Below are 14,549 nucleotides of genomic sequence, written 5' to 3'. Positions count from 1 at the left end.
CCTGAATCAAGCAGCATAACGCAAGCTGAATTACTAATTGAGCTGGCCGGTTAGTCTCTGTTTAAATTCAGTTTACAAAGAGGCGTTATCATCAATGTATTAACAGTTGTATAGGAGGAATTGGAATGAGCTATATAGATAAAAAGAAAAAAGAGCCAAACAATGGTGATTGGGCTGTAGAGGCACACGGGCTTGTCAAAACTTTTGGAGAAAATCGCGCGGTGGATGGCGTGAATTTGAACGTTTGCGCCGGAACGATCTATGGCGTACTAGGGCCGAATGGGGCTGGTAAGACCACAACCATTAGCATGCTGGCGACCTTGCTTCGTCCGGATGCAGGCTCTGCGCGAATCTTCGGGCATGATGTGGTGAAGGAGTCACAAATTGTTCGTCAATTAATCGGGGTGACAGGTCAGTATGCTTCAGTTGACGAATCACTAAGCGCTACCGAGAACCTTATTATCTTCTCTAGGCTGCTAGGACTGAGTCGTGCAGAGGCGAGACATAAGGCAGAGGAGCTGCTTGAGGAATTTGGTTTGACAGAGGCAGCGAAGCGACCGTTGAAAAACTTCTCCGGCGGCATGCGTCGCCGATTGGATCTGGCGGCGAGCCTAATTGCACAGCCACCGCTTATTTTCCTAGATGAGCCGACTACAGGGCTTGACCCGCGTACGCGTGCACAGATGTGGGATACCATTCGCCGATTGGTGAAGACCGGATCAACTGTACTGCTAACAACGCAATACCTCGATGAAGCCGATCAATTGGCGGACCGTATCGCCGTTATCGATCGTGGCCGGGTTGTTGCCGAAGGTACGGTTGATGAACTGAAAGCGTCAGTTGGGACTTCATCCTTGCAATTGAGAGTGAAAGATTTACTGGATATAAATGCAGCCCGTCAGATCGTTGAACGCATGCTCGGAAACCAGTCCATTGTGTCGTACGAAACAGGCAAGATCACTGCACCCATGACTGATGCTGACCGGGTTACAGACCTGCTTATTGCACTCCGCGAAGCGGGCATTCACTTGACCGAGATGAGTGTACAGAAACCGACCCTTGATGAAGTATTTCTAACCATCACAGGCCATGGTGTTGAGGAGGACGCTTTACTGGCGTCCCAAGAAACAAATATAGCGGAGGCGGTAAAGATATGAAAAGCACTTCAATTAAATCTGGTTTTGATCGTGAGCTAAAAAATCACACGAGCTTCAGCCAGACGATACGAAATTCATTGACGATGGCGTATAGGGGACTGCTGAAGATTAAGCGGACACCTGAGCAATTGTTCGACGTTACGCTTCAGCCCATCATTTTCACCCTAATGTTTACCTATATCTTTGGCGGAGCCATCTCCGGTGACATCGTGAGCTATTTGCCCGTTATTATACCAGGAATCCTTGTACAGACCGTGATCACTACGTCGGTAGTCACTGGTGTCCAATTGCGTGAAGACATGGATAAAGGTGTGTTTGACCGATTCAAGTCACTGCCGATCGCGCGTATAGCTCCGCTGGCCGGAGCCTTATTGGCAGATACGATCCGATATAGCATTGCGACTGTGCTTACGATAACGATGGGTTATATAATGGGTTATCGGCCCGATGGTGGTCTGGACCACGTCGCCATCGCTGCGCTGCTTGTAATTTTTTGTGCTTGGTCGATTAGCTGGATTTTTGCCTTCTTCGGTGTGATTGCTCGTACTGCTTCAAGCGTACAAGGGATATCAATGATTGTACTGTTTCCGCTAACATTTCTCTCTAACGCTTTCGTTCCTGTCGATACTATGCCTAACTGGCTCCAGTGGTTTGTTAACATCAATCCGATTTCCCATCTTGTCACTGCTGTCCGAGAACTTGCTAACTCTGGAACTGTAGGTTGGGATCTGGTGATTTCTCTGATCGGGTCTGCTGTTATTGTAGCGATCTTTGCACCTATGACGGTACGTGCATATATGCGCCGGACATAATATTGCTAGCTACTACGGGAGTGGAATTTACTAGCATCTATAAGGGTGGATTTTGCTCCTTAGATAATATCAAATTCAAATAAAAAACACGCCAAAGCAGGCGTGTTTTTTTGTTTAATAGATCTCGAGAAGAGGACGAGCCTCGATAGTATAGATGGTATAATTAAGGTATAGATCCACAACGCTGCAGGAGGAAATATGGAGAATATGCATTACTTATCAGAATTCAATTTGCTTCAATCATTAAAAACGGATGATCTGATTGAAATGGAACAATTAACACTAATAACCATTTACCCGAAAAACACGTTTATTCAAACGCCTGAAACGTTTTCTGAAGGGTTGTTTTTTGTGAAAAAAGGAAAAGTTCGATTGTACAAATTGAGTGTGGAAGGTAAGCAATTTACGTCGGATATACTCAATGAAGGAAAGTGTTTTTGGCGAAATGAATATTATCTCTTTTGGAACAAGGGAACATTATATAGAAACGATTGAGGATAGTCATATTTGTAAAATCGATAATAAAAGATTTGAACAATTTATTTGTCATCGACCTCGATTTTTGATGTCTTTATTACATGTTTTGAGTGATCGCATTAAAAGTATGAGCCGATTAACGCAAAACCTGGCTATTGGCAATCTGCATGATAAAATTTTATGTGTTCTTTTGAAATTATCCGAACAGTATGGAATGAACAGTGATGATGATTATGAGAAGATAGATGTTCCACTTTCCCATCAAGAAATTGCTAATTTAATTGGAGCAAGCAGAGAAGCGGTTACAGTCGCATTGCAAGAGCTTGTTAAAGAAGAGCTAATTAAGACAGGGTTTAAAACCATACATATAAATCGAGAAAAAATAATGACTAGAAATTTTATTTAATTTTCAAATGGCTCTCCTGTTAAAAACGAGTTGTGAATGACATTACATCTTATTTATTCCTTATAAAAGTATGATATGAATTAGGAATGAAGAAGATTGCTAAAACATTCACATCGTTTGTGAAAGGAAGATGCACATGAATAATGAACAAGTGATCCTGATCCCTAATGCATTATTACATAGGAAAGGTGCTCGAAAGAAAAGCGATATTCCAATTGAAGTGATGGAATTGCTCCAGAAGGGACAAATACAGACTGTCAACTTGACTGAATGGCTTGCTGTTGATCATGTTGTATTGCTACAAAATGTAATGTATGTGTTAGAGCTAGAAGAGGATTCTAAACCTATCATACAAAGACTAGGAAGTTTATCAGAAAATAAAATTATGAAAATCATTCCCGCCATTGCTCGTGAGTGGCAAATGTTATTGGATTGCTGCTCGAAGCTAGAACATTCCCGACTTTATTCACTGCTAGCTCACCATCGTTCAGACAGCGTTCGTTGTTGGGCAGCTTATATCATTGGCCAGAATCAACAGTTGAGTTTAAATGAAAAACTAATAAGTATTCGCCCTTTTGCCGCTGATCTCCATTTTGGTGTACGAGAGATTGCTTGGATGGCCTTAAGGGAGTCAATCATTAAAGAAACGATGGACTCCATACATTATTTAAATGATTGGGTTAGAGATGAAGATGCGAATATTAGGAGATATGCTATCGAATTGACACGTCCACATGGCGTTTGGGCAAAGCATATTCCTGTCCTAAAAGAAAATCCTGCCATCGCGCTTCCGCTTCTAGAACTCGTTAACTCTGATCCGGTAAAATATGTTCAGGATTCGGTAAGCAATTGGTTGAATGATGCTGGTAAAACAAATCCTGATTGGGTGGTGCAAATTTGCGATCAGTGGTTAAAGGTTTCGGATACAAAGGAAACAAAGAGGATCGTAACTCGAGCGAAAAGAAGTTTATTAAATAAATAAAAATCTAGGAGAACGCATCACTTACCATTCTCTTTAATCAATTGAAGTAAACTTGACAATGCAGTAGAGTAAATCGAGTTCCGCCTATGGACAAAACATACCTTTAAATCCCGATACCCTACTGGCAGGCGGTGGGAGGTGATTGTTCCTGCCTCTTCCGCCTTCACAATCGATGATTGTGGCAGCATAGACACACCGATTCCAGCAGATATCCCGCCTAAAATCACTTCCAAAGTACCAAATTCCATAATCTGAATGGAAGCAAAACCCCTCTCACGAAGGAAATTCTCAGCCTTTATGCGATGCGTGCATCCTACATCGAAAAACAACATCGGCTTCGTAAGTAATTCGTGCATGTCACTGTTCCCAGGTTTCGATATAAGCACCAATTCCTCTTCAAAAGCGGCCACATGTTCAATATCTGGATAGTCTATTGGTCCATAGACAAAGGCTCCATCTAGTTCATAATCCAACACCTTTTGTAAGAGACCATGTGTTGCACCCGTTATGAGCGATAGATTGACGTCTGGATATTTTGAATGGTACTCGGTTAGTAGAGGAGGCAGATGAATGACTGCAGTAGTCTCAATTGAGCCTATCCGAAGAGGACCAGCAGGATGATCTGAGTATTGTGTTGATTTCACAGCCTCATCTAGTAAAATCAGAATTTTATCCGCGTATTCCAGTAAGTTCTCGCCTGCCGGTGTTAACGTCATTCCCCGATTGGATCGCCTAAATAGCGGTATTTTCAATTTGGCTTCAAGGTACTGAATCCGAGTCGTCACATTCGATTGTACATAGTTTAAGACTTGCGCAGCCTTCGTTATACTGCCTTCACGAGCGACGGCCTGAAATATTTTCAAATCTCCACTTTCCATTCTCATGTCACCTACTTGGTATGATTATTTATGATAGTCACATTCACTTTTGTCCATTTTACTGAAAGTTATCCGCTGTGTACAATTCTATATATTCACGCAAAGGATTTAGGGAGGAATCAGGATGAAAGCAATCGTGCATGAAGGGATGATCGGCTTAGAGGGATTGTCCTATGGAAATGTTGCAGATAAGCAGCCGGGCTACGGAGAGGTGAAAGTGAGGCTGAAAGCCGCGGGGTTAAACCATCGGGATTTGTTTCTCATGGCAAATAGAACAGAATTGGATGCTCCTCTGATTATCGGTTCTGATGGTGCAGGCAGGATTGAAGCATTAGGAGAAGGTGTAAGCAATCTTAAAATAGGCAGCGATGTAATCATAAATCCAAGTATCGGATGGGAAGTCACCGATGAGGTTCCGTCCGTACTAGCCATTGTAGGAGGTCCAACAGATGGTACTTTCGCCGAGTTTATTAACATTCCTGAGCGAAATGTTGTCAGCAAGCCATCCTACCTATCATGGAAAGAAGCAGGTGTATTGTCCTTATCCGCATTGACGGCATATCGAGCGCTGTTCACGAGAGGCCGCCTAAAGCAAGGTGAACATGTTCTCATTCCTGGCATTGGAGGAGGTGTTGCGACTTATGCTATGCTAATGGCTTCAGCGGCTGGTGCACGAGTCAGCGTCACATCACGTAATGAGTCAAAGCGAAAAGCAGCACTGGCAAATGGAGCTAACCATGGATTTGACACTCATAGCAATTGGAAGCAAAGTATGGAAGAAGACACTGTGGACCTCATCCTGGACAGCATCGGGCCTGCTACTTTCCAGCAATACTTTGATATTATTAAACCAAATGGACGTATCGTTACATTTGGAGCAAGCTCTGGTGACAAATTAGAGATTCCTACTAGGTCCATATTTTTTCCTCAAATTAGTATCATTGGCACGTCTATGGGAAGCCGTGAAGAGTTTGATGCTATGCTTCAATTTATGGAACTTCACTCTCTTCGTCCTATTATTGATAGTGTGTATTCTTTAAAGGACACAGCTCATGCCTTTCAACGAATGCAGCAGGGGGAACAATTAGGTAACATTGGAATACGCATTGATTGAAAAATGTTGATAATCCAAACCATTCTTTTGAGAAAATCAGTGGCAGTTTTCACACTTCTAAAGACATCAGAACTCAGCATCTTCCGGAACAATCACCTGAATATGACGCGGCATACTAGTAAGATGGATGGGCAAAAGAGGTCCTTCTTCACCATCAACGTTGGTTCTAACTGCGTTTTTCGAGCTTATACTTACATTTTTGGCAGTAAAGTAGATGACATCTTTATGATTTTTGAAGTTGCCAAGCAGCAAAGACAGGCTGGCTGTAAGGGTGTTGAATAGATTTAAATCTTGAATGATAAAACAATGAAGCAAGCCATCATCTACAGCAGCATCAGGCGCTAGTTTTTCAAAACCGCCTACCGAGTTGGTTAAAGCGGCGAGAAAGAGCGGTGAATATCCTTCCCATGTCTTATCATCATAATGAATGCTAAAGGGTTGGGCAGGCTGGTTCATAAGCTCTTTAACGCCTTCTTTTAAGTAGGCAAAAGCACCGAATCTGGATTTATCGTCTGACGATACGGTAGATAGTGATTCAGCTAATGAGCCTGCGGCAACTACGTTGACGAACAATTGGTCATTTAATCGGCCTAAGTCTACTGCTTTCAATCGGGAAGAAGAGAGATTCTGGATCGCTTTTTCGGGATCCAATGGAATTTGTAATGCGCGAGCAAAATCATTGACCGTACCAAGAGGAACAATTCCTAGTTTCGGACGATGTTCCTGATCAATGAGTCCATTCATCGTTTCGTGAAGCGTACCATCTCCGCCGATAGAAACGACCAACTCATAACTTTCCTCACAGGCGTTGATACAGAACTGGGTTGCATCTCGTTCTTTGGCCGTCTCCTTGACCATAACATGATATCCTTGATCACGTAAAATTTCTTCAACGTTTCGAATATATTTGAGCGCCTCTTCTTTACCAGCAGAGGGATTAATAATGATCATTGCTTGTTTCATAATCATGTTCCTCTCTATTTTCATATATTTAATGATGGATTGAATGAAGATATCCACTTATTCCATTCATTGTTTCTATTTGAGGTTAAATGATGCTAGTTACTATTACCCGAAAAGGCACTCTTGACACTCTTGCTTTGGTGGAAGCTCTTTATTCCATACCAACTTCGTATATTTAATGGACATAAAGAAGCCCCTTAACTACTAGTCAAGGGACTCCTTTTTTACTTATAGGCTAATCTCTGTTGTCTCTGGTATAATTACCGTTCTTTAAATGACATTTCTGAACCTGTTATATGATAGCCATCATCGTCATGAGTAATAACTCTTATGTAGTTACTGTTTGGATCAATGACCCACACTGTGTTTTTATCCATTTGAATAGATGAAATTTGCTGAGGAGTTGATTGTACCGGGACACCTTGAACATTAACATACTGATTATTAATGGAAGACGTTACATTGTTTACAGCCCATATCGTTATTATTGTAAACCATACCATGATAACAAAAGCGAATACTTTATTATTTTGTGACATAATAATTGTCCCCCTTTGAATTAACGACATTTTAAGATTATAAAATCGGCAGTCATCCTCTTAATCTTATTCAATGTTATTTTTTCATATTCCTTTTTTGTCAAAATAACGGAGGTGCATAAATTACCAATGCAAGTTAGCTATTAATAAAAAAAGACTGTCCCTAAAGTAGCTTTATCTACTTTAGGACAGTCCATTTACCTATTATTCAAGTCAGTATCGTTAGGTTGAAACTTTAATGATTCAACGCACGTTCTCTTTGCTTGTTGAGTGCGATGAAAGCAGCGAATAGCAGCAGGATAATTCCCGTGAACATAAATCCTTCAATGATGTTGAAGGGCAGCCAGCCAAGTACGGAAGAGCCGGCAACAACACCTAAAGAGAAGAAGGCGTAGAAGTAACCATAAGCTTTGCCACGCAACCCTGCTGGCGTAGCCTTAATGAGCATCGTATTAATTGAAGGGAATAATAATGCAAAGCCTACTCCATATAGGCCGAGCACAATGTAAAGAGCCAATGTCGACGATGACTGGCTAATTAGCAGTTGGCTTATTCCCATTAAGGCAATTCCTATTGACATGGTTATAGATGGACTAACACGATCGAAAATACGGTTAGTTGGAAGTACAAATATAAGAACGGCAATGATCCCAAAAGCACTCATTAAAGTGCCGCTTAATTTCGAATCATAGCCTAGCGTCTGAACATGCAAGGGTAATAAATAAGCAATCACACCTTGCGAGAACATTAAGAAAAAGGCGCCGCAATAAGCTTTTATCACGCCTGCATTAAAAATAGAGCCAGTTGCTTGAGCAGCAGCATCTTCCTTTTCTTTCTTTAAAATTTTGAACTTACTGAGAAAAATGGCGGACAGGATCGTAAGTGCAAACCCCAATATAGCTACACAATTAAAGACAAAGGGTACGGAGGTTTTACTTGCCATAATGCCGCTGAATGCAGGGCCAATAATAGCTGCTAGTCCTACAAAAGTACCGGTGAAGGCTACTTTTTTCCCTTGCTGATTATTTATCGTCGTATTCGCAGAGAATGTAAACGCAGCTGGAACAATTAATCCGGCAACAAAACCATGTATGATTCGAACGATTATCAACAACAACGGTGAATCGACGAATTGATAAAGCAGCAAAGCGCTGCTTGTCAAAACTAATCCGACCATTAAAATTTTAAAAGGACCGACCTTATCTGTCATAATACCTGATAAAATATTGCCGAATGTATTGGTTAACGAATACAGCCCAACGACAATGCCCACAATAAAGGAGCTAGCGCCGACGGAAGTCGCAAATGTACTCATGACTGGCAGCTGTACAAATAAATCAATAAAGGAAAAGAATACGATACTGTATACGATCAGGGCATTGTTAAAAGGTTTTACATTGTATTTGGGCAACACCTTTTTCAGCTTCCAGTCCAGTAAAAAGTTGCCCAATGGTATGAAAGCAGCAATTAGTGCTGCAGCAGACCAGAGCAAGTTCCATTGAATTCGAATTGCAGCATAGAGTATAGATAATGCGTATATGCTGAAAATCGCCCCGTGAATACTTCCCGTAATCGTTACAGCCATATCAACCCCCCAAATATACTTCAAGGGCATAGCGATACAAAGCAATACTAATAATGAAATACCATCTAAAATTCCTGTTATTCTTAAAATATTAATTGGATGTATCCGCACTTGTTTTGCTCCTAATGTCATGTATATTGAACTGCAACTCTATTCTAACACAGCAATTGTGTAATTTATTATTTTTCACTATTTCATCATATATGCGTCCAGATTGTGAAAATGATGAATGTTAGAGTCGGATTTTCAAATTTTTTATAAAGCAGAAAACCATGCCCAATGGACATGGTTTTCTCAGATGCATTTATTTTGTTACCTCTTTAAATTGTTCGGAAAATGTTTTTATTCTTTGAACAAAAATTCCCTTTAATTGATCAGAATCTTTATCCGGTGCAGCATATGCCTTATAACCGCCAAATGAATCCATACAAACAGCTGCTTTTTTTAAATCATCAGGTATGTTTTGCTCTATTATTTCTTCCGTTTTCTTCGGCTTTTCGTTACAAATAAAGTAACCCATTCGCTTTTTTAATAATTCGCTTTGATTTTTTTTGATGAAATCACGAATCGGTTTATAGATTTTTCCATCTCTTACTCCAGCACCTAAAATAATATGATCAAATTCCTCAATATTTGGCTTGTTGATAGCTATATTGCAAATCGTACTATCGGAAAGCTCTTCAGATAGTATTTTTGCACATTGTTCTGAAGCGCCTGATTTTGTTGCATATAAAATGAGTACGGCCATTGTTTCTCACCCTTTGCCAATTAATTAGTAACCATTTTGACTGAAAGAGCTCCAATAATCCTAACGATTAAAGATTCTCCGAACGCAATTATCTCGATGGACGAGATAATTTTATTTTAAAAGGAGCTATAACAATTGTCAAGGTTGAACAAGATCAACTTAGACTTTTTTATTGCGGATTTCTTTACTATTTTCAGCTTTTTTCCAGTCTAATGTGTGTGTGAATATTAATTCTGTGAAAATGTTAATCCTACAGTGTCAATTAGCTGTGTTATAATTTTGCCCAGAAGAAGAATGTTGGGATATTAATCCAACATGATGCGCTGGGAGGTAAGTATGATCAGAGAAGGTAAGCTGGTTAGAAGTCTTTTTATCGCAATGATTCTAGCATTATTTCTACTTTGTATCGCGCCAATGTCTTTCGTATCCGCGGCGGAAGCGGCAACAGTGGAGGAAGTAACCATTAAACTTGATGGCAAGATTGTGAAGATGACTGATCCTGCTTTTATACGAAACGGAAGAATGTATGTGCCAGCAGTTCACGTAGCTAAACTACTGGGTGCGAAGTCAACTTGGGATGATGACAATGAGGAAGTAACGATACATACAGCATTAAATGATAAAATTGTGCTTGGAGATAGAGTGCCAGTTGTATATTTCAATGATGACCGGTACATCTTGGATGAGGTTCCGTTCATAACGGACGGAAGGCTATACGTTCCTCTACGTCAAATATCGGAAATGCTTCATGCAAACATACTATTGAATACAGAATCAGGTATTGTTGATTTAGTAAAGGTGCAGCCGGCTGTAATATCGGATGAGAATAGTTTGGATGCGATCAGCAAGAAAGTTGGAAGCAGCAAGTCGGAGCTCTTGAAGCGAAATGGACTTACTAGCAAGGATATTATTAAAACGGGGACTAAGCTTAAAGTGGTTATTCCTTCCGTTTTTGATAAACCAGCTAAACCGTTCACGGATTTGGATTTCATGCTGCTTGCCAAGATTACGATGGTTGAAGCGGGATCTGAAACTTATCAAGGGCAGCTCGCCATAGCCAACGTGATATTAAACAGAGTGAAGGATTCAAAATTCCCGGATTCGATCCGTGACGTTATTTATTCAGGGAAGCAGTTCCCTCCAGCTCATAACGGTCTTCTTGATAAGAGCAAACCTAACGCTAGTGTATTACGTGCTGCCAAAGATGCTTTGAACGGGAAAAATAATGTCGAGAACGCGGTCTATTTCTTCAATCCTGATATTTCCCAAGGATTATTCTGGTCCAGCCTAGATGTCATTACGACGATTGGAACGCATAGTTTTGCGAAATAGGAAAGCTCGCTATAGCCTAACAGCTATAGCGAGCTTTTTTTAATAGAGAATGGACGGGTGTTTTTGCTGCAATTGACGAACCAGTTAGCTTATCCGTATATTTGTCGAAGAAGGTATTTCGATGGCTGGACGATTATTCATGGCATCATTCAGGATTATGTAAGTAAACGGTTATAGGCTTTTCAAGCTGAGCAGAAGAGAGTAGAGGGAGTATCTCTGCCTCCTCTCCCCTTTGTTCAGCCCCTTATCGAGCCATTGAGCGCACGCGAACTGGTCATATACGTTCACAGGCGAACTGAAGCTGTTGCACGCGCTCGTGAGCTCGGATTGATATAGTCTAATCGTCAGCTTATTAGAATCAAAAAAGAGAGTACGTATTTAAGCAGGAGATAGAGGTTCCTCTAGATTACATAAATGAAAGCAAAAAGCCCTTAAACACAGAAGTGTTTAGGGTTTTTATGTTGCGTTGCGAGTAGTGTTTATTCTCAGTCTTCTTGTAAGTGGATCGAGCAGGATCAAGCTCTAAGCTGTCTTAATTCAATGATCATTTAATAATGTTAAGTAAATTAATTATTTTCATTAATAAATTAAACTGATATTCGTCTAAAAATTTATATTGTTAATCTCCGATCCTTCTGCTATACTCAAAAACAACTCTATGTTAGATAATCTAACATAAATTGAATGAAAGGGAGTTTTAGGTATGAAGAATAGAATTTCATGGAAGGTAAGTGTTGTGTTATCGGCATTTTTAGTTCTGAATTCGGCAGCTCATGTTGTTTATGCTGACGCAACCGAGAAGGGAGATAAGCCGAAGACACATATTTTGGCAGCAAATTCTGAAAATGTTCGATGGGGTAATATTGGTAAAGGTGACCCGGCTTTAACGGTTAATTCTGGAGATATCGTAACGGTAGAGGCGATCACGCATCATTCAGGTGATGATTATGAACGGATGATAAAAGGTGATGCCGGGGTAGAGGATATTTTTCACTGGAATGAAGTAGAGAAGAATGAGGCGCTCCGCGGACCAGGTGTACATATTATGACAGGGCCGATAGCCGTGGAAGGCGCGGAGCCAGGCGATGTGCTGGAAGTGAAAATTTTGGACATGAAGCTGCGGCCAAACGGCAATGTGAAGTACGCTGGTAAAACATATGGCGTTAATGCAGCAGCCAATTGGGGCTATTTATACGGTGACATGGTGGAAGAGCCAAAAAAACGCGAGGTTGTAACGATCTATGAGATGGATTCGGAAGGTGTAACGGATTACGCAAAAGCTCTTTACAGCTTCAAGTGGACGCCGCAAACAGATCCAGATGGAAAAGTGCATCCGACGATAGACTATCCAGGTGTTATCGTGGATCATGAGGCAATAGAGCCGAATTTTGATGTGCTGAAGGGTGTGAAAATTCCGGTTCGTCTTCATTTCGGCACGATGGGTGTTGCTCCAAAAGAAGCGGATATCGTCGATTCCGTTCCCCCTTCTTATTATGGCGGTAATATCGATGATTGGAGAATTACTGAGGGCGCGACAATGTATTATCCTGTGTCTGTACCGGGTGCGCTCCTATCGGTAGGGGACCCGCATGCTGGGCAAGGCGATTCGGAGATTAATGGAACAGCCATTGAGACATCCGTAACCGGTGATATTCAAGTTATCCTGCATAAGAAGGCTTCGCTGAACAAGAAGCTGAAAGACTTGGATTTCCCGTTGCTGGAGAATGAAAATGAATGGGTTGTTCACGGATTCAGCTATGCGAACCACTTGCAGGAGCTTGGAGCAAATGCACAGACAGAGATTTACAAAAACTCATCCATCGATAAAGCAATGAAGGATGCAGCGTATAAAACAAGAGATTTTCTAATGGCTGGAATGGATTTGAACGAGGATGAAGCATATTCACTTATGTCAGTGTCGGTCGATTTTGGAATAACACAGGTGGTAGACGGCAACTGGGGCGTGCATGCCTTGATTGACAAAGGGCAGTTCGGAGACGCAGAGCGAAAGCCAGTAGGTCTTCGAAGCGGTTTTGAAAGCTTCGGCGCGAAGGTTGGTTGGAGTAAAGCGACTCAAACGATAATCCTTAGTTACAGCGGCAACACACTTGAGTTAAAGGCTGGAGAGACAACCGGAATATATAACGGGGAGAAAGTAAAGCTTGTCGCACCGGTTCAACTGGTAAATGAGAAAGCTGAGGTTAGTGAATATTTCTTAAGCTTCTATAAAGCTAAACTATCGAAGACCAAGTAAGGCAAGTCTGCAATTATTAGATAATGATAAGAAAAGAAGAAGAACCGTCCTCCGCAGACGGTTCTTCTTTTATATATTTAAGCCATCCTGATTTTTGTGACGCTTCAATAGAATTTGATTCTCGACGCGAACGAGTCCATCAAGCGAGTAAATGGATTCATGCATAAAACGTTCCATCTCTTCAAGATCCTCTACGAGGATATGTATGTGAAGAATGCAAGGCCCCGTCATTTCATACAGCACGGCTACGCGTTCATTTTCTTTTAATACTTCGACGATGTTATTCAAATGGGCGGGCTCCACCTCAAGCTCCAGATAGGCGGAAATTTTCTTTCCGAGTTTTTCAGCGCTGATGACAATCGAGAATTGTTCGATAATGCCTTGATTGACGAGCCGATCGATGCGTTCCTTCACCGCGACGCCAGACAATCCGACTTCCTTAGCCAAATCGGTATAAGATATTCTACTGTTCTGAGCAAGCCGCTTCAAAATATGGTTATCGATAGAATCAAGCATGCGGTTTCCCTCTCCTCTTTTTTCCGTAATTGTAACAGAAAAAAAGAGAAAGCGCCTAGTGGCGCTTCAAAGTAGTTGTGATAATGGATGCAATCTGGAAGCGTTGAGATGGGGTGCTCAGTCTGCATTAACGAGATAGATTGGGGTTACAGACTAGAAAAGATGCGTTCTGTTTTTAATAAAAAATGTTGTCGTCTCTCCAAACTGCGAGATTCCATACCGGTGTAATTATACCATTTGAGCTTGTGAATCCCCATTTTACGAAAAGTGCCTCGAAACAATATTTTTGTAATCGGATTTCCGAATATCCACTTATACACAAAGTTGGGCGTGCTCATAACAGTCAATAAAGAAACCCCCTTTATGTTTGGAAGAAGGCTGACAAACGGACGTCCTGGTTTAGGTTCATCATAGAGAACTCCTTTTACAAATACTTTGTCTAAGAAGCCTTTTGTAAGTGCGGGCATAGACTCCCACCATATCGGAAATATAAAAATGATATGATCCGCTGCGATGAGTCGTTGCTGATAATTAGCGGCGAGTGGATCATTCGTCTGCTTTTGTCTCCATGAAGCTAGATCGGAAGCTGATAAGACAGGGTTGAATTCATCTGCATGCAAATCGATTAAATCAATACTGTGACCTTTTGTAATGAGTCCTCTTGTGACAGCGGCTAGAAGGGCTGCAGAGTAGCTTCTTCGGTGAGGTGTATTCTCAGATGCAGAAGCTCCGTAAGGATGATCAAAAACGATCACACAGTTCATAACCAATCATTTCCATTATGTT

13 protein-coding genes and 1 pseudogene are annotated in these 14,549 nt (G+C 41.2%); 7 read left to right on the top strand and 7 right to left on the bottom strand.

Annotated features, from left to right (window positions below; all coding sequences use genetic code 11):
* Positions 1-125: 125 nt before the first annotated feature.
* The 4 genes and pseudogenes from AC0YOD_RS24475 (at position 126) to AC0YOD_RS24460 (ending at position 3,834) form a co-directional block, all read left to right on the top strand.
* Positions 126-1,157: an ATP-binding cassette domain-containing protein gene (locus AC0YOD_RS24475; RefSeq protein WP_475801955.1), complete on the top strand. Its 1,032-nt coding sequence runs from the start codon at positions 126-128 to the stop codon at positions 1,155-1,157.
* Entirely contained in the window at positions 1,154-1,969 is an 816-nt protein-coding gene (locus AC0YOD_RS24470) for an ABC transporter permease (protein WP_475801954.1), read from the top strand. Before AC0YOD_RS24475 ends, AC0YOD_RS24470 begins: the two co-directional genes overlap by 4 nt.
* A gap of 198 nt (positions 1,970-2,167) precedes the next feature.
* Positions 2,168-2,852, top strand: a pseudogene (locus AC0YOD_RS24465) (Crp/Fnr family transcriptional regulator).
* 136 nt (positions 2,853-2,988) lie between these two features.
* Entirely contained in the window at positions 2,989-3,834 is an 846-nt protein-coding gene (locus tag AC0YOD_RS24460; protein ID WP_475801953.1) for a DNA alkylation repair protein, read from the top strand.
* 17 nt (positions 3,835-3,851) lie between these two features.
* Here the strand turns inward: AC0YOD_RS24460 and AC0YOD_RS24455 are convergent, their stop codons facing one another.
* A complete protein-coding gene (locus AC0YOD_RS24455; RefSeq protein ID WP_475801952.1) occupies positions 3,852-4,712 on the bottom strand; it encodes a LysR family transcriptional regulator in 861 nt (286 codons plus the stop codon).
* A 124-nt stretch (positions 4,713-4,836) separates the two neighbouring features.
* Here AC0YOD_RS24455 and AC0YOD_RS24450 point away from each other — a divergent pair, with 124 nt between their 5' ends.
* Positions 4,837-5,826, top strand: coding sequence for a zinc-binding dehydrogenase (locus tag AC0YOD_RS24450; protein WP_475801951.1), 990 nt, complete (start codon positions 4,837-4,839; stop codon positions 5,824-5,826).
* Positions 5,827-5,892: 66 nt separating this feature from the next.
* Here the strand turns inward: AC0YOD_RS24450 and AC0YOD_RS24445 are convergent, their stop codons facing one another.
* The 4 genes from AC0YOD_RS24445 to AC0YOD_RS24430 all read right to left on the bottom strand — a co-directional run bounded on the left by AC0YOD_RS24445 (position 5,893) and on the right by AC0YOD_RS24430 (position 9,661).
* Complete coding sequence (locus AC0YOD_RS24445) at positions 5,893-6,789, bottom strand: diacylglycerol/lipid kinase family protein (RefSeq protein WP_475801950.1); 897 nt, start codon at positions 6,787-6,789, stop codon at positions 5,893-5,895.
* Positions 6,790-7,049: 260 nt separating this feature from the next.
* Positions 7,050-7,328: a hypothetical protein gene (locus AC0YOD_RS24440; protein WP_475801949.1), complete on the bottom strand. Its 279-nt coding sequence runs from the start codon at positions 7,326-7,328 to the stop codon at positions 7,050-7,052.
* A 235-nt stretch (positions 7,329-7,563) separates the two neighbouring features.
* The gene (locus tag AC0YOD_RS24435) at positions 7,564-9,024 is read right to left on the bottom strand and encodes an MFS transporter (protein WP_475801948.1); all 1,461 of its coding nucleotides are present in this window, start codon (positions 9,022-9,024) and stop codon (positions 7,564-7,566) included.
* Between the two features lie 193 nt (positions 9,025-9,217).
* Complete coding sequence (locus AC0YOD_RS24430; protein ID WP_475801947.1) at positions 9,218-9,661, bottom strand: flavodoxin domain-containing protein; 444 nt, start codon at positions 9,659-9,661, stop codon at positions 9,218-9,220.
* Between the two features lie 336 nt (positions 9,662-9,997).
* Here AC0YOD_RS24430 and AC0YOD_RS24425 point away from each other — a divergent pair, with 336 nt between their 5' ends.
* Positions 9,998-10,993, top strand: a complete 996-nt coding sequence (locus AC0YOD_RS24425) for a cell wall hydrolase (protein WP_475801946.1) — start codon at positions 9,998-10,000, stop codon at positions 10,991-10,993.
* 703 nt (positions 10,994-11,696) lie between these two features.
* Complete coding sequence (locus tag AC0YOD_RS24420; RefSeq protein ID WP_475801945.1) at positions 11,697-13,247, top strand: acetamidase/formamidase family protein; 1,551 nt, start codon at positions 11,697-11,699, stop codon at positions 13,245-13,247.
* Between the two features lie 69 nt (positions 13,248-13,316).
* Here the strand turns inward: AC0YOD_RS24420 and AC0YOD_RS24415 are convergent, their stop codons facing one another.
* Positions 13,317-13,763, bottom strand: coding sequence for an Lrp/AsnC family transcriptional regulator (locus AC0YOD_RS24415; RefSeq protein ID WP_475801944.1), 447 nt, complete (start codon positions 13,761-13,763; stop codon positions 13,317-13,319).
* Positions 13,764-13,909: 146 nt separating this feature from the next.
* Positions 13,910-14,527, bottom strand: a complete 618-nt coding sequence (locus AC0YOD_RS24410; protein WP_475801943.1) for an NAD(P)H-dependent oxidoreductase — start codon at positions 14,525-14,527, stop codon at positions 13,910-13,912.
* Between the last annotated feature and the right edge of the window lie 22 nt (positions 14,528-14,549).

It is taken from the genome of Paenibacillus sp. J31P13 (genome assembly GCF_056269295.1).
The sequence above is the reverse complement of the archived record's forward strand: the minus strand, read 5'-3'. Positions and strand labels throughout refer to the sequence as shown.